The organism is Enterococcus sp. JM9B (assembly GCF_009933265.1).
Taxonomy (GTDB): Bacteria; Bacillota; Bacilli; order Lactobacillales; family Enterococcaceae; genus Enterococcus_C; species Enterococcus_C songbeiensis.
In genome coordinates, this window is record NZ_MAEK01000012.1 from 18288 (window position 1) to 38887 (window position 20600).

26 protein-coding genes are annotated in these 20600 nt (G+C 40.1%); 1 reads left to right on the top strand and 25 read right to left on the bottom strand.

Features of this window, described 5'->3' with window-relative positions:
• Nucleotides 1-67: 67 nt before the first annotated feature.
• The 25 genes from BAU16_RS03605 to BAU16_RS03715 all read right to left on the bottom strand — a co-directional run bounded on the left by BAU16_RS03605 (nucleotide 68) and on the right by BAU16_RS03715 (nucleotide 20361).
• Nucleotides 68-1063 (bottom strand): N-acetylmuramoyl-L-alanine amidase, encoded by a 996-nt coding sequence (locus tag BAU16_RS03605; RefSeq protein ID WP_161526428.1) that lies wholly within the window; start codon nucleotides 1061-1063, stop codon nucleotides 68-70.
• Nucleotides 1064-1372: a hypothetical protein gene (locus BAU16_RS03610; protein WP_161526429.1), complete on the bottom strand. Its 309-nt coding sequence runs from the start codon at nucleotides 1370-1372 to the stop codon at nucleotides 1064-1066.
• 5 nt (nucleotides 1373-1377) lie between these two features.
• A complete protein-coding gene (locus BAU16_RS03615) occupies nucleotides 1378-1677 on the bottom strand; it encodes a holin (protein WP_161526430.1) in 300 nt (99 codons plus the stop codon).
• Between the two features lie 35 nt (nucleotides 1678-1712).
• Complete coding sequence (locus BAU16_RS03620; RefSeq protein WP_161526431.1) at nucleotides 1713-2084, bottom strand: hypothetical protein; 372 nt, start codon at nucleotides 2082-2084, stop codon at nucleotides 1713-1715.
• Nucleotides 2085-2122: 38 nt separating this feature from the next.
• Nucleotides 2123-2260, bottom strand: a complete 138-nt coding sequence (locus BAU16_RS03625) for an XkdX family protein (RefSeq protein WP_161526432.1) — start codon at nucleotides 2258-2260, stop codon at nucleotides 2123-2125.
• The gene (locus BAU16_RS03630) at nucleotides 2260-2577 is read right to left on the bottom strand and encodes a hypothetical protein (protein ID WP_237579203.1); all 318 of its coding nucleotides are present in this window, start codon (nucleotides 2575-2577) and stop codon (nucleotides 2260-2262) included. The genes BAU16_RS03625 and BAU16_RS03630 overlap by 1 nt, the downstream gene beginning before the upstream one ends.
• Entirely contained in the window at nucleotides 2577-4157 is a 1581-nt protein-coding gene (locus BAU16_RS03635) for a BppU family phage baseplate upper protein (protein ID WP_161526433.1), read from the bottom strand. Before BAU16_RS03635 ends, BAU16_RS03630 begins: the two co-directional genes overlap by 1 nt.
• Nucleotides 4154-5176, bottom strand: a complete 1023-nt coding sequence (locus BAU16_RS03640; protein ID WP_161526434.1) for a hypothetical protein — start codon at nucleotides 5174-5176, stop codon at nucleotides 4154-4156. The genes BAU16_RS03635 and BAU16_RS03640 overlap by 4 nt, the downstream gene beginning before the upstream one ends.
• On the bottom strand, nucleotides 5177-6196 hold the full coding sequence (locus BAU16_RS03645; RefSeq protein WP_161526435.1) for a phage tail protein: 1020 nt from the start codon (nucleotides 6194-6196) through the stop codon (nucleotides 5177-5179).
• Nucleotides 6197-6204: 8 nt separating this feature from the next.
• Entirely contained in the window at nucleotides 6205-7026 is an 822-nt protein-coding gene (locus BAU16_RS03650) for a phage tail domain-containing protein (protein ID WP_161526436.1), read from the bottom strand.
• Nucleotides 7026-11018 carry a phage tail tape measure protein gene (locus BAU16_RS03655; protein ID WP_442896817.1) on the bottom strand — a complete coding sequence of 1331 codons (3993 nt, stop codon included), beginning with the start codon at nucleotides 11016-11018 and terminating at the stop codon, nucleotides 7026-7028. Before BAU16_RS03655 ends, BAU16_RS03650 begins: the two co-directional genes overlap by 1 nt.
• Nucleotides 11019-11049: 31 nt before the next feature.
• Nucleotides 11050-11190, bottom strand: a complete 141-nt coding sequence (locus BAU16_RS13540) for a hypothetical protein (RefSeq protein WP_202621242.1) — start codon at nucleotides 11188-11190, stop codon at nucleotides 11050-11052.
• Nucleotides 11191-11210: 20 nt separating this feature from the next.
• On the bottom strand, nucleotides 11211-11588 hold the full coding sequence (gpG, locus tag BAU16_RS03660; protein WP_202621235.1) for a phage tail assembly chaperone G: 378 nt from the start codon (nucleotides 11586-11588) through the stop codon (nucleotides 11211-11213).
• Nucleotides 11589-11644: 56 nt separating this feature from the next.
• Nucleotides 11645-12247 (bottom strand): phage tail protein, encoded by a 603-nt coding sequence (locus BAU16_RS03665; RefSeq protein WP_161526439.1) that lies wholly within the window; start codon nucleotides 12245-12247, stop codon nucleotides 11645-11647.
• Nucleotides 12248-12278: 31 nt separating this feature from the next.
• Entirely contained in the window at nucleotides 12279-12674 is a 396-nt protein-coding gene (locus tag BAU16_RS03670) for a hypothetical protein (protein WP_161526440.1), read from the bottom strand.
• Nucleotides 12671-13069, bottom strand: coding sequence for an HK97 gp10 family phage protein (locus tag BAU16_RS03675; RefSeq protein ID WP_161526441.1), 399 nt, complete (start codon nucleotides 13067-13069; stop codon nucleotides 12671-12673). The genes BAU16_RS03670 and BAU16_RS03675 overlap by 4 nt, the downstream gene beginning before the upstream one ends.
• The gene (locus BAU16_RS03680; RefSeq protein ID WP_161526442.1) at nucleotides 13066-13434 is read right to left on the bottom strand and encodes a phage head-tail adapter protein; all 369 of its coding nucleotides are present in this window, start codon (nucleotides 13432-13434) and stop codon (nucleotides 13066-13068) included. Before BAU16_RS03680 ends, BAU16_RS03675 begins: the two co-directional genes overlap by 4 nt.
• Nucleotides 13415-13726: a hypothetical protein gene (locus BAU16_RS03685; RefSeq protein WP_161526443.1), complete on the bottom strand. Its 312-nt coding sequence runs from the start codon at nucleotides 13724-13726 to the stop codon at nucleotides 13415-13417. The genes BAU16_RS03680 and BAU16_RS03685 overlap by 20 nt, the downstream gene beginning before the upstream one ends.
• Nucleotides 13727-13868: 142 nt before the next feature.
• Nucleotides 13869-14999 (bottom strand): phage major capsid protein, encoded by a 1131-nt coding sequence (locus BAU16_RS03690; RefSeq protein ID WP_161526444.1) that lies wholly within the window; start codon nucleotides 14997-14999, stop codon nucleotides 13869-13871.
• A gap of 24 nt (nucleotides 15000-15023) precedes the next feature.
• Nucleotides 15024-15803: a head maturation protease, ClpP-related gene (locus BAU16_RS03695; protein WP_161526445.1), complete on the bottom strand. Its 780-nt coding sequence runs from the start codon at nucleotides 15801-15803 to the stop codon at nucleotides 15024-15026.
• Nucleotides 15781-16962 carry a phage portal protein gene (locus tag BAU16_RS03700; RefSeq protein WP_161526446.1) on the bottom strand — a complete coding sequence of 394 codons (1182 nt, stop codon included), beginning with the start codon at nucleotides 16960-16962 and terminating at the stop codon, nucleotides 15781-15783. Before BAU16_RS03700 ends, BAU16_RS03695 begins: the two co-directional genes overlap by 23 nt.
• A gap of 120 nt (nucleotides 16963-17082) precedes the next feature.
• Complete coding sequence (locus BAU16_RS13545; RefSeq protein WP_202621236.1) at nucleotides 17083-17238, bottom strand: hypothetical protein; 156 nt, start codon at nucleotides 17236-17238, stop codon at nucleotides 17083-17085.
• Nucleotides 17239-17249: 11 nt separating this feature from the next.
• Nucleotides 17250-18893: a terminase TerL endonuclease subunit gene (locus BAU16_RS03705; protein ID WP_202621237.1), complete on the bottom strand. Its 1644-nt coding sequence runs from the start codon at nucleotides 18891-18893 to the stop codon at nucleotides 17250-17252.
• On the bottom strand, nucleotides 18890-19249 hold the full coding sequence (locus BAU16_RS03710; protein WP_161526447.1) for a hypothetical protein: 360 nt from the start codon (nucleotides 19247-19249) through the stop codon (nucleotides 18890-18892). The genes BAU16_RS03705 and BAU16_RS03710 overlap by 4 nt, the downstream gene beginning before the upstream one ends.
• A gap of 146 nt (nucleotides 19250-19395) precedes the next feature.
• Nucleotides 19396-20361, bottom strand: a complete 966-nt coding sequence (locus BAU16_RS03715; protein ID WP_161526448.1) for an HNH endonuclease — start codon at nucleotides 20359-20361, stop codon at nucleotides 19396-19398.
• Between the two features lie 95 nt (nucleotides 20362-20456).
• Between BAU16_RS03715 and BAU16_RS03720 the strand changes: the two genes are divergently transcribed.
• On the top strand, nucleotides 20457-20591 hold the full coding sequence (locus BAU16_RS03720; protein ID WP_161526449.1) for a ribbon-helix-helix domain-containing protein: 135 nt from the start codon (nucleotides 20457-20459) through the stop codon (nucleotides 20589-20591).
• Nucleotides 20592-20600 lie beyond the last annotated feature (9 nt).

Genomic DNA, 20600 nt, shown 5'->3' on the forward strand with positions numbered 1-20600 from the left:
ATACCTTGAAGAGAAATATTTGCCAAAAAAATAACCCTCCTACTCGATTGAGTAAGAGGGTCTTTGATTACTTAAATGTTCCCCATGCCGCTTTTCCGACTAGTCGAACAGGGATATAGCGTTTGTCCTTCGTATAGATCCACGTATACCCTTCTGATACTTTCCATCCAAGGTACGCAACTTTTTCATGTGGTTTTAGCGCTTTGCCGACCGTGCCTTTCAGACTTGGTTTATTTGTCCGAGTGGTGATCTGAGTATCACCGTTGACAAACGTTGCCTCCTCTTTCGAAAAACCTGCTGGCAGCTTAACTGATGTTGATCCAGTAGCCCGTTTTATCAGCTGCAGATCATTCGGATGAGCCCAGCCCCAATCTTCCACCAGATATTTTTTGCTATTGGCAACGATTCGTTTGATCCGTCCTTGCTTACCACGCTTAGCTGTTGATCTACCAGCTCCCGTGGAATCTCGATACAACGCATCATAGACTTTGACTAAATCGCCAACTTTTCCGTCTTTGAGAGGTTTCGTGTTTTTGGCCAAACTAGATCCAGCTGATGAGCTAGAACCTGAGCTGGTACTACCAAAATATTTCTTCACCTGTTCTACATAGTAATTTTTAACAGCTACAATTGCTTTACCGTGAAGTGCAAATGATCGATGCGGACAATCCGTTGAACTCAATTCCCGATGTAGAGGGAAAATTGCGACAGACGGATTTAGCTTGTATTTTTTACATAGCGTTGCGGCAAGTTTAAAAGCCTTCTGTTCATTTGCTTTAAAGACGGATTCACTTCCTAGAGACTGACAAACCTCAATTCCCAAGTAGTCTCTGTTTCCGACAGAGTTTGCACAATGCCATGCTGAGTTACCATCGGCTTCCGCCTGATAGGTTCCGTCTTCGGCGACATAATAATGAGCAAAACCCAACTCGGGATTGTGATTTTCTAACCATGATTTGTAAAAAGAAGCCTTGGCATTTTTGCTGCCACCATCATTATGAATGACGATTTTTGTAGGATTCTTCCCTCTTCGACCAGCAATCCCTGAATAGCTTACTACCATTTACTCCACCTCCAAGACTTTGTTGATTGGCACGGACACCATTTGGGTTCCAACTATCAATTTGCAAAAGATTTCGTTTGACCGAACAACAGAAAATGTTCCGTCTAAAGCAAAGAAGTCACCGACTGCAAACCCGTCAAAATCTTTGACTTGTCCGCTTTCGGTAACTTCCGTAAAACCTTGCTTTTCGAATTTTTCTGCGGATGGTAACCCACCTTGCAAATACGGATCCAATTCAACAAATTCATCGCCAATCGTTTTGACGATAAATTTTCCGTGAATTTTTACTTTTTGCCCTTTTTTAAACATTAAACTCACACTCCTCGATTATTTTCTTGGTCGTCTTTGTCGATAGTATCTTTTCCCTTTGCCAACTCAAAAACTCCGACTGATGCCAATCCTGCGATCAAACCCGACCAGAGATAAGCAATCACTTCTGCAGGTGCAAAGCTAATACCCCACAATCCACCAATTAAAATTCCACAGAATACACCTAAAACCGGCAACAACTTACCTTCTGCAATGGTATATTTTTTCATGATCTGCACGATCCCAGATACAACTGGTGCTAAGACTGTTGCAACTGCTAGTAATTTCAACATTTGATCATTCATTTGTGTTCCTCCTTCAAAGTTTTAACAGCAGGCAATTATCGTTGTCCTCCTGTTAATACATAAAATATTTTTTGGATCAGCCAAGTTATAATGCCACCGCCTGAAACGGCAATCGTTAGTAAAGCTAACCACTTACCAAATGCCATCGTTTTAAACTCATAACGATGTTCTTCTTCCTTTGTTTTGATATTAAAAACGGCATCTAAAATCTTTTCATTTTGTGCAAACATTTGCTGATTCTGTTCTCGAAGGAATCGATTAGATTCCTCGTTTTTGATTGATTGCTCCTTGATAGAGCCTTTGATTTCTTCCAAGTCTTTACTATATTTCAGCTGATTTTTTTCAACGGTACTCAGCCGTTCCTCATGATCCTCGACTTGCTTTTGTAATTCTGACAACTCCGCCATAGCTCACCAACTTTCCCTAAAAAAAGAAGCCTAGTTTCCTAGACTTCCTGCTTACCTATAATTTCTTCCCGTTCATCATCCGTTAGATAATCCAAATCGTGAAAAAAATCGACGTCCGAATTGTTGTAAATCCCTAGATCAAAGAAAAACTGAATATCTGCTTTTGATGGAAACATTATTCAGCACCCCCTTCAGTTGGATCTTCCATTGGCGTACCTTGTTCATGAAATTTCTCCAACGCCGTAATCCGTTGAACCAGTGATGCGTTTTGCTTAATTAATTGTGACACCATCGCCATAACAGGTTTCAACTGTCCGTCTACGTTTGCGCCGGCATCGTACCAGCTGTTAGTTTTGTTGTCCCACGCCGGGATCAACATCCCCGTCGGCATAGGTACTTCCGTTTCAAAAAGTGAGTTGATCACGTAGCTTTCGTCAACCTCTTTTGTTGATCCGATATTCTTTGGATCGATAGACCAGATTGTTTTTTTCATTATGCTGTTCCTCCTTGTTGTGCTATCCAGTTTTGGATGTCAGCTACTTCGCCATTTAGTTTGTCTGTTTCTTGCTGTGCTAGTTGTTTGATCCGTTCCGCTGATTCTTCCCACACGTAGTCAGACGGCAAATCACTTGGAAGTAAGGCTAGCCCTCGGTATTGCGGGTAGGCGTTTAGGGGATCGTCAGATGGCGCGGTAGTATAAATCGTTGCTGGATCTCCTTCTATCTTTAATTCTGAAATATCAACATCAAAAGCTGCCCCATAACCCATGCGGTTTGGTTGGATATAGATTCCGGCGCTTGCCTCGGTATACATTGCTTCCGTATCGCGAGTGGTAAACACTAGAGATACGGTATACTCTTTGTTGTTTTCAAAATTGTAACCAATCCCGCTAATCCAATTTATAGATTGTGATACCCCATTTATCGAAATATCGTGTATTAAATAGGTGTATGTGGAATGACCGCCAATACTCGTGACAGAACCGCTGTTTACTACCATTTTGAATTTCATCGAATATCTTGTTGATAGTTGATATTGCCTCCCGGCAGTATAGAAACCAATAGAATTTCTTCCATCTGAGTTAATATTGATTTTTCCTGTTTTAAAAGTGACATTACTTAAACTTGCGCTTGGATGACGGCCCAATGAAGCAAGCGTTACTAAATTCTCTCCCGGATACTTTCTAGTAAACCGATCCGTCCCCTCTTTGTTCCACGCCCATGCCTCGGACAGCTTCATGTCGTTTCTCAGTTCGGTGAGATTCTGATCCAGTGTAGCGATATTCTGTTCAGTCTGTTGGAATTTCTGATCGTACTCCGTTATTTTTTGATCCGCGTGTGCGCCTACTCGTGCAGATTCCGCGTCGATTGATTCGATGGCCAAACTACCCGCTGACTGTACTTCGGCGGTATACCCATCCATCTGACTGATCTTTTGATTCCCATACTCGCTTAGTCGTTGGATTTCATTATCAATCGATTCCGCAGCGGTATTGCCTGCTGATTGTACCTCTGTTGTGTAGCTGTCCATTTCGAGCATTTTCTCGTCTGCGTATTCGTTCAAACGCTGTGCTTCGCCGTCCAATGCAGCTTCCAGCTCTTGCATTTTTGTAGTAGCTTCCGACTCAAAATCCGCCCACCGTTGCCAGTAGCTATCGCTGAATTCGGGCAGATTTGCGTCAATATCCGAGATTCCCATGTTGATGTAGAAATACCCTGCATGCAACGTCTGATCGCTTGAAAAATCAATATACAGCGTACATCTGATCTGACCGCTGTAGCCGAGAAATTCTTTCGGGATCACGAATGTAACGATGCCATTCACTCGATCCTCGATCTCAGGTGTGTAGATCATCATCTGTTTCGAGCCGCTGAGTTTCACAGCAGAGAGCCGGACTTGCGACCCTTCAGACAATCCCAAAGGTTGCCCATCTTTCAGAATGCGAATCCGTTGAAGTCCGCTGTTTTCATCATATGAATAGTATTGCGCCCGCTGTGAATCAACAGTATTCTTGACTGGACTGATCTCAATCGAAATCTCGTTTGTTTTAAAAATCTTGTTATCTTCATTCATCCCGTGAACACCTGCCCGCCATAAGCTTTAGATTCCATCGTGGTACCGCTGATCGAAGCACCGGTGGCACGATAAATAGTTGATCCTTCTGATCGATATACTATATTGTTTTCTGTTCCTGAAACGGTGTTTGAAATTCTCACGCCCGTCCCAGAAGCGGCCTTGATTGCATAAAATTGATCAGAGATACGCGAACGGTAGATGTTTCCGGAGACACACCGTTCCCATCCAAATGCTGTATAGCCATCGATATTTTTCGTGTTTTGAACCGCCCGGCATCCCTCTGCAGCGCCGTACATAGCACCGTGGAAATAAATAAACCATCCCGGAGCATTTGCTGCGTCTGTTTGTGTGAATCCTCTGACCGCACAGTACATTCCACAATCAATGAATAAAACTGACCTCACAAAAACGCCGGTATCTCCGACTGAAGCATCAATGACCGAAAGATTTGACGCTATGATCTCAAGCTGGCCGCTTGTGATATTGGAAATCACGACATCTTCCAGATACACGCCTGGTTCTACATAGATAAAGAATTTGCTCGTGGATAGCAGCGGCAGACTATTGATTGCCGCTTGAATCGTTTTGAACGGTTTTTCTTCTGTTCCATCAGCAGTCGTGTCGTTTCCTAATTCCGCTGAAACAAACAACGAGATCGAGCCGCCAGAGCCTCCATAGAGTTCTTGAATCGTTGAATTTAACTGAGTGATAGCTTCGCTTTGATTTTTGATCAACTGATTTACTAGTGTTAGTTCCTCTTTAGTCAATTCTTCCCCAGCCGCCAATCGTTCTCGAAGCGTTTCAAAGATAACCCCCTCAGTGTTGACCCGCGCATCCACGACTTCATTCGGGCTATCACCACCGGCATTCAACACGAGATTATCAATCCGTTTATTTGTTGCTTGATTTCTTTGATCAACTCGTGTTTCCAATCCATTTAAATAATCGACATTGTCATTAAACGTCTTCTTCCACTCCGAGCTGATCGCGTTTTTTACTAATTTCATTAAGCCCAACTATAACACTCCTTTCTTCTTCAGACCTGCAAGAATATTTGTCATTGTTTTTTTATTATTCGATAACGTGACCTCCGGCGGTTTGTTAGGTATCAGTGGATATTTTTTCAAACCGACGGCTTGAATCATCTGACAAACATTCAGTGGCTCGTAGACAAACGTCACTTTATCCCCACGATTTAGATCAATCGCCCATTTGATATTCACCGTTCCCGAAATGTCCGGATAATCGTGGATATCCCGCCTTAGTCGTGCACTCATACTGCTTGCGACCGTGAATCGATCATCGTTCACGGGATCTTGGATACGGATGCCCCACTTGCTTGATTCAGGCGAGGTATATGTGATTGGGCTAAAATAGTAGCTATCGTCTTCTTTTTTCTTGCCAAATCCGCGAATCTGCGTTTTCAGGCTATACGTATCGATCTCAAAGTGGACTTCATCGGTATTAAACTTGTACCTGATTTGTTCTTGTGTTTCATTTCCGTAATAACTCCGCGGATAAAACCTTAAGTGCTTATTATCCGGAATCACTACTGCATCGTAGTCCGACAACACTTCATCGATCAGCTTCAGATAGTTTCCATCGCCAAAATTCTCCTGCTCGATTCGGCTGAAGACGCCGTTCGTATTGATTACTTCATAGCTAAACCCTCGGTTACCAGCTGAAAAGATATGCGATAGACATTGATTGATAGAGAAAGTCCCTGTCATCTGCTCGTATTGATAGCCATCTTGGATCGTGTAATAGACGTGTGTGGCGACCACTTCTTTAAATCGCTGTGCGCCAACTGCATAGTCTTTCATCTGTTTGACGATAAATTCCTGCCCGTTCCAAAAAACAGAGCTTTCGTAGTCTACGAGATCAAATGAATGGGCATTAGCTTTGGTTTTCATCACCAAAAACCCTACTTCCCACGTTTCGTTTTCTTGCCAATTTTCAAAAAAAGAGTCCCTGTCAACACCGACAAGGATCTCTTCTTTGGTTTTCTCGAAATTTGCTATTACGATATCGTTCATTCCATCACCTACTTATACAGAAAACGGAAATCCCACGCTGTTTTGATACGTGAAACGTTGGAGATTTCAATTTTATTTTCGCCGGGTACTAACGAGATCAAGCCATGATTTGTATCGACCCCACAGTGGATGCCGTTTTTTAGTGGATAGACACCATCAAGCGTTAATGTCTCGCCGCTAACGGAATTGAGTGAATCACGGTAGATAAATCGCTCACCAGTTGTTGCATTGAACACTGTGAGATTGCCGTCTGACATTCCTTCAATTTTGATTTTCAGGTAATTTTCTCTTGGATCAATCGTGAAATCGCCGGCATTGAAAATCGTAAAGCGACTGGTCTGATGAGTGTATTCATAGTCTTCTGAAACTAAACCTTGTGAGAATTGCCAGGGTTCGTCTAGGCTGAAAGCTTTTAGGGTAGTGGATAAGGATTCCGAACAGCCTTTAAATACATTAAACGCGACTGCGTATGTTTGATATGTGTTATCTCCTTCAACAGCTTCAAATGAGGTGGGATACACTTCATACATTTTACCCGGTGACAGCTCGTGCGTGATATAATACGAGCCCTTTTTAAATATCAGTTCCATCAACTCTGTTTCAAGCAATTCTTTCTCCCATTCGCTTTCAAAGAAAATGTCTATGTCAAATTGAATTTCAAATGATTTAAATGATTCGTTAATCGGTCTTGATCCATTACTACCACTAAACTCTTGATACTCTACATTGTGGTTTGGGGATGCTCGTTTTATATCTTTGAAGACGATTTTCATTTTTCGCTGAGGGTCAAACCAACCACTCCCTTGATCAAAAAAAACCTTATAAAACATCAAACATTCCCCCTTGTATAGCTCAACTTAGTAAAGTTTTTTCCTAAATGTTTATCAGTAACAGCGGATACCTCATCGGCATCCAGAATTGCTTTCAAAACATTCGGTTTTTTAACGAGTTTATCCAACAGCGAAATCATTACATCCAACTTGTTTTCTAAACCGGAATTGTTGTTTTGTACTATGACTTTGTTGTTGTTTGCATTAGAATCAGTGTCTATGCTCCGCAAGTTTTGGACCCATTTAGAATTTTCAGGAATACCCACGCCATCCGCGTAATTAGGCATCAATTTTTTAGTTAATGCCGCTCGCAAGACCTTGGAACCTTTCGGCAAATCCAACATGACATTTCTGCTTTGCGGGATAAATGATTCCCCGCTCGGTAATTGGACTAATTCTTTGTATAGTGGTCCCCGCTGGTCATTGACGAGTGCTAAACCGCCTTTATGATAATTCGTCCCCTTTGCTAAACCAGCAGCATAGATACCTCTGTTATTCATTGTCTTTTCATATTCGTTATTTAAATGGGTTTGCACCCAAATATTTTTATACGTATTATTAGGAATACTATTAATAGAATTTTTAGCAGATTGGACGCCGTTGTACGTTTCATCTACTGCATGTAATCGTTTGACGCCCGGTTTAATATTGTTATAACTATTCAATCTATCTTTAGCATAGTTAAAGTTACGTACTGCATTTGTATTATCAGATAGCAACTTTTTCTTTTTCGGGTCAAGTTTATTAAACTCGCGCAGCGCCTTGCTAGCCTCATCCGTACTCATTTTCGCAGGACCTTTAGCAATTAATTCCTTGAGTTCGGGGCTTAATTTATTCCACGTTCCCAATGCTCCATGCGCTTGCATGGTTTGATAAATCGCATCTGCACTGTTGACACCGAGCGTTTTCCTGTCGGCATTGTATTCGTTCCACAGGCCTAATTCTTCGATGGAATCATATAAAGCAAGCATGGCTGGGTTGCTATTGACCAGTAACTGTTTGTCCGTTAAGTAAAGTTCATCCCACTTGCCAGCTTCACCCATTGCAATCGCAATCTCTTCTTTTGCATTCGTGGATATTTTTGCATTTTTCGCTAAAAATTGAAGTTGCTGCCAACCCTCATCTGTTTTAGCAATATCAACTAAGGTATCCGCCATATTAGTTCGCACTTCACCGGTTTTGGGATCAAGTGCTAAAGCGTTCCATTGCGCATCAGCTTCGGAGGTACCTTTAGCCAGCATATCCAAATTCTGAGACGTTTTTTCAGCCGAGTAGTTGACCATCCGCTGAACTTCTTCAGTGGTATAGCCATATTGCTTCCAAACATCGGCATATTCTTCAATGCTATATCCCGACGCTTCAAGCGTTTTGGCAAGGGCTGTAACCATTGTTTCTGTACTGCTCTGATACTCAGTATTCAGCTTATCCATGCTCTCTTTTAAAGCCACTGGATTATCTTTGTAAATTTCTTTTAGACTAGCCGCCTGCTCTTCATATGAGGCTCGTTCTTTATTTAACGCTGTTTCAATACTGTTTCTACGTTCACCAAGTTCTTTTGCAGATAATTTTTTTAAATTGACTTGATACGCGGTTTCTATAGCTAGCCGTTTTTCTTTGCTAAAACCGGCAGCTTTTAATTGATCGTCATTCAACATCTTGTAATTGTTAGCAATAAATTGACGTTCTTGTGTGGATAACGTCCGATTATTTTCGCTAGCAGATTTCAAGATTGCGTTAATTCGGTCAACTTTTTTCTGTGCTTGTTGGACTTCGGCTTTGTTAACCTCTTCTTGCCAATCCAAATACTTCTCGGCCTGTTCTTTCTGACCTTTGTCCTCGATTTTTTCTGCAGCTTTTTTCTTCCGCTCCAACTCTTTATCCAAAACTTTCTGGATAGAATCAACGATATCTTTATTCGCTTTGATTGCTTTGTCAGCAGCATCTGTCACGCCGTTGGCATAATCAGCTACATATCCACTCGCCTTTTCGCTCATCTCGTAAGACTTAGTGATCACTTTATCCTGTTCTTCAGTGACCTTAGTTCCCCATTTTTCGCCAGCAAGTTGATGTTCATCGTAAGCTTTTTTACCAATATAAAGTGCAGTTGCGACGCCAGCTACGGCACCGACTGCGATCAAAGCGGGGCCTGCCACAGCTCCTAGACCAGTAACTAATGCTGAAACGCCAGATGTACCACCTGTGCCAGCGGCAACGGTAGCAGCAGAACCGGTTTTCGTAAAGATACTTTTCAAAGTGGAGAATTTTCCACCACTAATTACAGCTTCTGCGCCGCCTTCCGCTAAAGCAGCAGTAGTTTGTTTAATAGCTTGACGTTTTGAAAAAGCAGCAATTAAATCAATCGTTGCCCTGCCGGTCATACCAATGCCTTTTGTAACGCCTCCGAAAACGGAAATGCCTGAACCAAGTAATCTTAATGTCGGCCCGGCGGCGGCAGCCAGTAGCCCCCATTTAATAATATTCTGTTGTGTGGCATCATCTAATTCGCTAAACTTGTTTACCATGTCGGTTGCCTTGTCAATCCAAGGTGTAACAATAGGCAATAGCTTTTCGCCTAATGTAATAGCTAACACATTTAGTGATTCTTTAAATCGAGCGACTTTGTTAGCCGGCAAATCATTCATAGATTTTGCAATGTCTTTAGTTGCACCACTTGCACCCTTGGTCTCGTTCGTCAGGTTTCTTAAAGCATCTCCGCCTTGTCCAACCAGTACGTTCATCGCTGATTGTGATTCTGTACCAAAAGCCAAAGCAATTGCAGCTGTACGCTGCGCATCCGTCCAACCTTCAGTGTTATTTTTGATTTTATCTAAAATATCAGGCATCGTTAATGAGCCATTTTTAAAATCTTCAACAGAAACGCCTAGCTGTTTGAAACCATCTTTATTTTGTTTTGATGGTTTAAGCAATCGCGTCAATGCACCACGTAAAGCAGTACCAGCTTTTTCGCCACCTATTCCAGCATCACTAAGCAATCCAACAGCAGAAGCTGTTTCTTCCACGGACATTCCTAAACTGTTCGCAACCGGACCAACATAACCCATCGCAAGACCCAGATCTGTAAATCCGGCTGAGGTAGCGTTGGCCACATAGGTCAGACTATCTGTAACACGCGCAGTATTTTGCAATGTCTCGCTATATGTTTTGCCTTTTAGATTAAACTGGGAAATAACCTCTGTTGTAACATTCATTACATCGTTAAATTGTTCCCCTGACGCTTTTGTGGCATCTAAGATAGACGGCATGACGCCCATTGTTTGATTGGCATCGTAACCTTTACGGACGATTTCAGCTAAACCGTTATTGATTTCCGTGGTGGAAACACCGTAATCTTTCGACCATTTCTTTGAGCTATCACCCATTTGATCGAGTTGCTTTTTATACTCAGCAGTAACCTTTCCGCCGTTTGTCAGCAATGGACCAATTTCTCCGATTTGTGTGGTAAAATCGGCGGCTTTTTTAGTAGCGACTACAAATCCAGCTGCGATTGGTAACGAAACTTTAGAAGTCAACTGACTTCCAACGTTGCTTACTCCTTTACCGAACGCAGAAATATTATCGCCAGCTTTAATTAATTTCTGACTCCCGGAATAGATAGCGCCAGTAAACCCTTCGTTTTTAACCTTAAATTCAGCGTAAGCCCCGGCAGTATCAATCAGTTGTTTTTTGTAATTGGCTAACTTACCATTCGCATCTTGCAACTGTGCTGCTAAACGCTTCGTTGAATCGGTCGCTTTTCCGTCAACAAAAGATTCGTCGTAAGCTTTCTTGAGGGAAGAAACTTGTTTTTCCTGAGCGCCAATGATTTTAGTCAGGCCATCATAACGAGCGCCGAGTTTTCCAAGCTGATTCCCAGCTAAATCAGCGATTTTCATATTCGCTTTCATTTCATTTGCGAAATATTTGGTTTGTTTTTTGGCATTAGCTACGCCACGACCAAAATCGGCATCATCTAAACCTAACTTGATGACCATATTTCCTAACGGTGTTCCAGCAGCTCCCAAATTAGTTTCCCCCTTTCACTAAGTCGCTCATTGGACGTACTTTCTTTTGCTTTTGTTTCTTAGGTGCAGTAAGCAGAATTTCATCGACATCTAAACAGTCTGTATTCATCAAATCCCGGATTGTCATTCCTGGAATGGTCATGATGGCTTGCTTAATAAAATCTAGTTGGAGGTTGTAGAGGTCACGCCATCTAAGTTTGCCTCCATCAGCGCTTTTTTTAAGCGTTCGTCCTCTTCCTTGTTAAAGCCTAGGACGCGGTAACGGATAATTTCATAGACTTGGTTTCGATCAAGAGAATCAAGTCCATCCAAAATTTCTTTTTCTTTTACACCAAACAAATTTGCAACAAATTTCGTTTGTACTGCGGAGTAATCTAAGTCGGTCGGTTTTATTGGCGTTCCTTTTTCGTCCACACGTTCTTCCAATTCCGCTTCTAATCGAATGTATTCAAGACGTTGTGATTCTGAAACAAAGTCGATGATGTAATCTTTGTAAGTGCCATTTTTTTGGCGTAACGTTAATTTCGCTTCTCTTTTCAAATTAATTCCTCCTAAAATCAAAAATAAAAAAGCTAGTCAATCGACTAGCCTTAAGTTTATGGTGTCACAGTTGGTGTTCCTAAAACTGCTTCTTTTAGCGCAGCAACATTAGCTGTACCAAATGCACGCAAGACTTTCATTTTCTTAGTCTCTTCACCGATAGTAATGTCGCGGGTAATGGCATTGTAAACATACTCGCCGGCTTCTGGCGTAAAATCTTCATCTGTTTTAGTTGCGAGCGAATAGCCATCACGATTAAATTTCCCAGCCAATAAAGCGAATGCCAATGGTTCTCCATATAGATCTTCTGCTTCTGCTACAGCGGCAACGTATGGCGGTTCAGTATCATCGCCAAATCCATCAATTCCACTTTCTCCGAACACAGTCAGGCCTAATAATTCCTGTTCGATCACAACTGGAACATCTAGCAACCCGAAGTTAGCTGCCACACTACCGGTTCCTTTTGCTGAAATCCAATATTCACGATTCCCAGCAAACACTTTTTGAATTTCTTTTGATAATCCTGTCAATTCAAAGCTCGTTGGTCCCCCTTCTTTAGGAATACCTTTCATCACTCGAATTTCTTTAGTTGTATCCGGTGTTAAGTCGGATTTCAAAACGCGTGTTGATACTGTACTAAATCCATAACTTTCAGCCATGTTTAATTCCTCCTAATAAAATTGACACCAACTAATAGTCAGTGTCATGAATTTGTGTATTTTTTCGATAGCGTCGCGCATCCACGAAACGCTTTGTTTCACTAAAATATTCATCTAAACCACCAGTTAATTGGCTATAGCCAAATTCCCACATTGCTGACTTTATCGCTTTGGCGATTTCTTTTGTTAAAATCCTCGATTGCGTTTCTACATTGATTTGATAACTAAATGTCTGTGACAGCTCTTTATTTGCGGCATAATAGGCGCTCGTTGGCGGTCCTAATGGCGTGTCGATGATGATAAACGGTTTGGCTGTATCGAAGCTCTCAGGCACCTCGTAAAATTTGATGCCTTTAGCTGTTACCTTTTCAGCAATCACAGGATTGGCAACTAAAGCATCATAAACTTGCATCATCATGTCCTTCATCGTGCCAATTCCTCCATTTCTGATCGCATTTCTTGCAAAGCAGTCGCTTCTGTTTTATCAACAACGCCTTGCAGTTTGCCCATTCCACGTGGACGGATATACTTCCCATAGCGAGTATATCCAAACTCGTTTAGATGGACCAACCGCCAACGGGACCCTTCTCCCCAACCGACTTGGATTTGTTTCGGTGGGCCTTTTTTAACATTTGAAACAATGACTGTCTCGTGTGTTTCGCCGGTATCAATATAAGATGATGCTGCATCTTCCACATCGCGTTTGACATTCTCACCAGTTTTGCGCAACGCCTTGTTGACAACACGTGTAGTTCGAGATTTACCTAATTTTTTCTCAAGATTCGCAATAATTTGGTCTGTTCCAGTAACTGTTACACTCATGAGGTTGCCCCCAATATGATTTTGACAAATGCGTTGTTTTCAAAATCAAGCGCGACATCAATGATTTCCCATTTTTTGTTAACATAACGATAATCGTCGATTTCGACTTTGTGTTTGTTTGTCGGTACATAATCCAAATATGGATCACGAATCTTAATCGTTACGCCTTCTTTAGTACCTTTCGCTTCGAGGATTGTCATGTCTTTCATCGACGGATTGTAAATCAAAGCCGTGCAAGAATAGAGATTTTTTTTTACTACCTCATCGGGTTCTGGACCATCGGATGGTGCATATTCAAAAAACGAGACAGGTGTTTTTAAATCACCGGTCCCGATTTCGGGTGGTTTATAATTCGAGTGAATCATCAGTGATCACCTCGCCATAAATAAGTGATAAGTCTAAAATATCGGATTGAAAATTTGCTTTGAAAAATTCTAACTTATCGTTAAAATCGTAACGCGTCCGTTGAAATACCAAATCGATGAAATACAAATCATTGTCGGGATCATAAGACCCTATTAGATTTTCGATTTCTTGGAAAGACGTTGCAAGCATTCGTTTAATATCGCCATCACGAGAGCTGCTATAAATTTGCATACGCTCTTTAAATGCAACTAAGTTTGCATCAGCTAAATTGTTCGCGGTTGTTTTATCCATCATCACACCACCAATGCTAATAAATCAGCTTTTAGCGTTACGCCAGTATAATCAATTCCTTGACTTTCCAAATAAGCTTTAATTTCAGCAACAGTATTTGTTGCGGTCGGTTTAGCCCCGTCTGCCGTTGCCGGTGCGGGGGCTACGCTTCCCCCGCTGGTGCAGTTTCAGAGATTGCAAGATTCCAAACAGCAGCTGCTTTATCATCTTTCGCTTTTCCGTACGCGAATGTTTTTGCAACATACAAATCTAAATCTTCGATTGCTAGTGTTTGATCATATTTTTTAACAGCAATACCGCCACCTAAAAAAGCATCGTAACGACCAGTTACAAAAGATAAGGCTTTGGCAGCCGTTTGCGCAACGGATTCAACGATTTTTAGATTGTAAGGCAACGCAGTAACATAAACGCCGTTTGCGTTTAACGAGGTATATTGAGAGCGTACATCCCATGCATCGGCAGGATTAACAACCAATGTTACTTTTCCAGCAACAGCCAAAGCCTTGCCGTTTTCTTTTGTGGAATGATGCTTGTATAAAGCAGTCAATTCTTTGACGGTCGTTTTAGAATCGGCGAATGTCAACGTGCCAGTAGCTTCTTTTTCTGGGTAAACGCCATCCACGACGGCTACATCTTCAGCAACAGAACGATTCAAACCGACGGGTTGGTCTTTACCGGTACCAGCCAAGAAAGCTAATTCCAGCGCAACAGAAAAGGCTTCGTCGATTTGTAAACGCACAAAACGTTCAATCCAAGCTGGACCAAATTGAGATAAATCTTTCGGCAAAACAATAAACGCTGTCAGTTTGTGAGAAATACTTTCTTCTTCGCTAAATGTAGCATCCAATTGACCTTTGATTTCACCAAAAATCTTGCCCCAAACGGCAACACCGCTTGTTTCAGATTTCAAGAATTTCAAGCGTAATCCCGCGTTTTTCAATCCAATTTCCGCTAGTAATGGATGTTCAGAAACAACGTCTTCAAAAATGTTATCAATTGTTTCTTCGGGCAACAATTCTTCATCTTTGTATCCCACAGCAGTATTGATTTCGTTAAAGAATTTTCTTTGAACAGCATTCAGTTTTCCGTCTGCAGTAGTACTTGCAGCATAGCTTTCTGCTCCAATTTCACCGGCGCGTTTTGCTTCTTCCAACATTTGGTCTAACATTTGTCCATACAGTTCACCTTGTTTTTCAACGGGCTCGTTATTTTGGACAGATTGAATCCAAGCCGTTTTTACAGTTTCGAATTCATTTGATAATTTAATAGTCATGTATCTTTCCTCCAATTTTTGGTATTAAAAAAGAAATCTCGCGAACGGTGACTTCTTGTTTTCCATATTTTCTTCATTTTCTAACTGTGCCAAAGATTTGCCATTGATCATTGTAGTTTGCTTCAAATTTTTCAAAGCTTCGTTTACAGCTTTTTTTAATTGCTCTTCCGGAAGATTGATTTGTGCAACTGGCGCTCGATTTTTCAAACGCCGCATTTCATCAATGATTTTTTGATTAATCATGCCCGAACCACCATTGGCAACCAAAAGTGGCCGTTCTGTAGTTTCAAACATGATTTCATCAGCAAAGCCGTTTTCGACCGCTTCTTCCGCTGTCAGCCAAGTTTCATTTTCCATTAAAGTCAAAATTTCATCTTTAGGCTTACCGGTTTTCGCAACGTAGGCGTTCGCTAACGATTGATTTGCTTTTCGCAAAATTTCGCTTGCTTTATCCATATCGTGATAATCCCCGTCAGCACCCATAGAAACGTTATGAATCATAATTTGTCCCACCGGACTAATTACAACTTTTTCGGCGCTCATTGCAATAATCGACGCAGCACTACCAGCCATTACGACATTCGCAGTAACATGCCCGTTATAGGAGCGCAACGCAGTATAAATTTCGTTTCCCATATCAACCAAACCACCATAGGAATTAATGGTTACCTCCACATCTTCCTCGTTGGTTGGCAGCGCATCTAAGACATCTTTTGGACAAGTTGCCTCCATTTCAAACCAATCGTAAAACCATTTTTCGTCGCTAGAAATGATAGGACCGTTAATTTTGATTTTCTTTGTCATCTGTTCCACCCCCTTTCATTAATTCAAAGTTCTTAGTAATCCATTGCTCGTCCATTAACGGATCATCGGAACGTTCGCGCCCCAATTCTTCCAGAATATCGTTGAACGTAAACGGACCAGATCCAGTCAGTTTTTCGATTGATGTTGCAAGGTCGAAAATATCTGGTTGAAGAACGCCGAAGATTCGAACCCGTTTTCCTTTTCTATATTCATAACGATCAAGTAATTTTGCATTTAATTCGTCTTGTAATTTCTTTATCAACTCGTCCACGCAAAGTTTTTTGAACGCTTTTAGATTATCACTCAATTCTGCGTTTTCCGATAACGCTAGGGCCGGCGGGACGCCGATTGCACGAGCAACATCACTGATTAGTGATTTTTTCATGTCGTCTAATTCTTTCAGCGATTGATTTGATGAGCCAACTTTGTTCGTGTACTCGTCGTAGCTAAAATTTTTGGATTTCGGAACGATGGCAACCGAACTTGTTTTAAAAGCTTTAAATAGTTTGTTCATAAATTCTTGCATTTTTTCCACACGAGTTTTGCCATTTGCATCTCGTTTATCGTTAAAGGTTGCAGTATCATCTATACTCACAGTGCCACGAATTTGATTGTTTCTCATAGACACTTCAAGAATTCGTCCAAATAATTCGCCGTAATCGCTAAAGAGCCCATCTGTAAATTTAGCAAGTTCTTCGTTGTTATACTCTAAATAAATTACTTTTGACATAGGAAAAACACGTTTGAATTCATAGTCTTTTACAACTACGTTTTCGAACGTATCCTCGTATACCGCGTATTCGTTTCGAAAAAAATCATCCGCAATCAATAACTGGTTATCATCACTGACAATCACCAAGACTTCGTTATCAAACATTAATTTGTAAAAGAAGCTCTGCCAAAACGTTGCCGCGGACATATCTTTATTCGGCCGTACATTTAAAATATAATCCCAATCAGTCGCGTAACTTTTCTTACCTTGGCGAAACTGAAATTTCGACATTGACATGGTACGTCCTACTAGATTTAAAACAGAATCAATCGCCATCTTTTTAAGATAAACACGTTGAGACGTATCGTTAATAAAATCAAGATCAAACATCCATTCAATTTCAGAATTTTTTTTCAAAACATCTAAAATGCTAGAAAATACTGTCATTCATACACCTCCCTTCGTTCATTAATCTTCAATGATATTTATCAAAGCTTTTATAAGCTCTCCAAGCAAAATAGGTGTAAAGGATTGATGGAATAATCAAAAGAATCGATAAAATAATTTTCATTTAAATCTCCGTCCAGATTTATCTTCTGATTTTTCAGGAGGTTTCTTTTTATAACCAAGTTGCAATAGTTCTGTTTTTGACCAGTAGGGCTTGCCTCCGGCATAAACTGTGGTCTTCTTCCGCTCTACATTGAGATAATGAGGTTTGTACATATAAATTCTCCTTAAAAATCTAGTGCATCCAACAAATCCAATTCTTCATCAATATTCGTTTCCGATATTTCTTCGCGTTTGTATAAAGCTGCTAGAAAAGCGTGGAATCCATCGGTTTTTCTTCTAACGGATTCTTTCTTCAAGAATGTTTTATTCCCTAACTTGTCTTCCTTGATGTACGAATTATTTGTGTACCATCTCATTAATGGATCATCACCGAAAATAAATCTCTCGTTCGCAAATCCGTCTTCCACGATGGGTGCAACTTTCGACTGCACCCCGCGAATGTTGCGGATAAATTCATAATTATAAGATTCCTTTTCAAGTAACGGCTTTAATAAATCCATTCGAAATCCGTCAGCACAGACGATTTCAATTTGGTAATCATTTCTTTTTTCATTCAGCCAATCAACTAAATGCTGGGGATCAATAGACGGTTCATCGACAATCGTGATAAGGCCTTTCTCTTCCCATTCCTTAATTGGAGCTTTTAGTTTAAAAGTGTCAAGAAATTGTTTTCTTGCAAAACTATGTTGGTGCCAAATAAATTTATCATCAACTTTAAACAATAATCCCACGCTGGCGAAATCTCGAATGCTCGCATAGTCAAATCCAGCTACACAAGAATATCCTTCAAGATTCGGAAGGGATTGATTTGTAGCCATCAGTTTTTCGTGTGTGGTGATATCTGATTCAGCATCGCCTTCCGTAAAATTCATCCGCTTAACAACAAATTCTCTTCTTCCAGAAGGTTCATCTTGCAGTTTCTCGTACTCTTTCATCACCGTTGAAAACAGACGTTTAGAGTAGGGGGAGTCCTCTTCAAACATCGGATTGGCTTTTGACCACATCTTTGGATTGTCCATTTCATCTATCGAATCCAATTTACAAATAAACGGAAATAACCGGTCATTTTGACTCTCGCCAGTAAAGATTTTTTGCGCCCGTTCTAAAATTCTGTCGTAAAATCCTTCTCGGACATGCCCATTCGTTCCATTATAAAAAGTCCTTGGATTTTGTATTTTCCCCAAACCGCTCCTTTGAATATCGACTAAATCAGAAGTTTCGAACTGATGTATTTCATCAAATTCTAAACAGCCATCACGCGCGGAATCCATCGTTTTTGGGTTATTCGTCCGATAGCTAAAAATAGAATTCGTCACGCGACTAGTAATTGCCATTTTCGTTAAATAAAATTGTTTCTCCAACCGATTTCTTTGAACCATTTCATAAACTTCTTTGAAAGATACCTTCCCTTGTTTTTCAGAGTTTGCGGTAATCGTCACATCGTAGTTTCTAACGCCATATAAAGGACTGATAAAAAAAGAATCTCTAGCTGACATAAAACCATTCTTTCCTCCACCGCGAGCTATAGAGTTGAGGATTTCATCAAAAAACACCTCGTCATCTTCTTTTTGATAGCAGAAAATGAAAGGTGTAATAAATTTTTGGTATTTAGCTAAAGGGAAAAAATTTTTCTCAGCATAACGAATAAACTTTTGTATCATTTCATCATCAAAATAAATATCATCTCGAATCAAAATTTCTTTTTTCAAATAATTAATTAATTGTATTCTTTCTTTGTTGAAAGGAATGATACCCCTTTCATATAAATCAACGTATTCATCAAAAAAATAAGGTTTCAGCAATGTCATAGTAGATCACTACCATCCAGAGCAGCATCTTGCGCTGGCTTTTGTTTTTCTTCCGGCAAGTAATCAGTAAGCTGTTTTATCACACGCTGATAAGATTGGTCGCGGGAATTGTATTGTTTAGCAACCGGTCGCTCCCGCTCGTACGGAATTTGATTTTCTGACTGAGAAAAAAGTTCATAGTCGCCTTTTTCAGAAATATCAACCCACATTTCATCAAGGAGAATTTTTAATCGAGCGGCTTGAGTGATTAACCCGGAAACTACTTTTTTCTTATCGTCGTCCATATCATCAAACAGCTTACTCAACCTTTTTTCTTCAGTAGCTACTAGCTTATTTCTCATTTTTAAATCTGCCATAAAATCACTTCCTTTCTAGCCCGGGGTGGGGTTGTGTGAAAAATAATGAATACATCTGCGGAGTTGACCCCATCCACCGGTTGATAATGAAATATTTTTAGTGAAACCTACGACCCCGGGGGTGTATGATGCAAAAATAAAAAAGACTATTTTTCAACAGTCTTTAAATCTTTTAATAGTGTATCACGTTTGATAGTGTTGCAATGTCTGTGCGCCAATCTAACATTATCCCATGAATGCGTTCCACCTTTAGATATCGGAATGACGTGGTCAATGCTAGGATAATTATTACCGCATATCAATACATCATTATCGTTAATGTAATAATCATTCATATCACAATGTTCCTTGCATAAATAACACTTCCCTTTATCTCTCTTATACAAACGTTCGACTGATATACTCCAATCGACAGAACCATTTTTAATTATCTTTTCCCTTCTGCTAACCTCACGTATTCGATAGTTATACTTCTGGTTGCATTTGTTACTACAAAATATTTTATTACCATAAGTTGTTGAAAAATGTTTTCCACATTCTTTACACTTCTTATCAACTGTGAACATCGAACGTTTCTTTCTTGCGTACTGCTTTTGTAATTCATTATCGTGTAGTCTTCTACAATTCTTACTACAAAATTTAGCATTTGATTTAGTCGTACCAAACGTCATTCCACAATTATTACACTTAATATATACTGTGTTCAACTCCAAGTAATTCCGTTTACGTTCTTGTTCACGAATGAATAGTTCTTTTTTATTATGTTCGAGTGAACATTCTTTAGAACAAAACTTAATTGTTTTTCTGCTTGCATGTTCAAACTCTTTACCACAATATTCGCAAGTATGTTTATGTTTCACCGTTCTATTTTGTTCATATAGTTTATCACTACATTCACGACAACATGTTTTAGCAGTTCTTCGTTTGGCTTTAAATTCTTTACCGCAAACTTCGCATTGCTTAATAGGATTAACTAACATTGGTATATTTTCTTTTTTAGTAATGTATCTAACTTGTTCAAATGTCAGATTCATTTTTACCGACATCTCTTTAATTGTTAAACCTTCATCTCGATAATTAATTATTTCTTTTGCTAAGTCATTTCGATTCATTTTTATCACTCCCAACCATACTTATATTGTAACATATTGTATTGATAATGCAATACTTTTATGGTAAAGTATTATCAGAGATTGGAGTTGATTAGATGAAAAAAAGAGTAACTTTCACGCTTGATGAATCAGTTATCAAGCAATTAAAAGAAACGTCTGACGAAACAATGATTCCTCAAGCGAGAATAGTTGAACAAGCTATAAAAGAATATTTAGAGAAGATGAAATAGTCTTCTCTT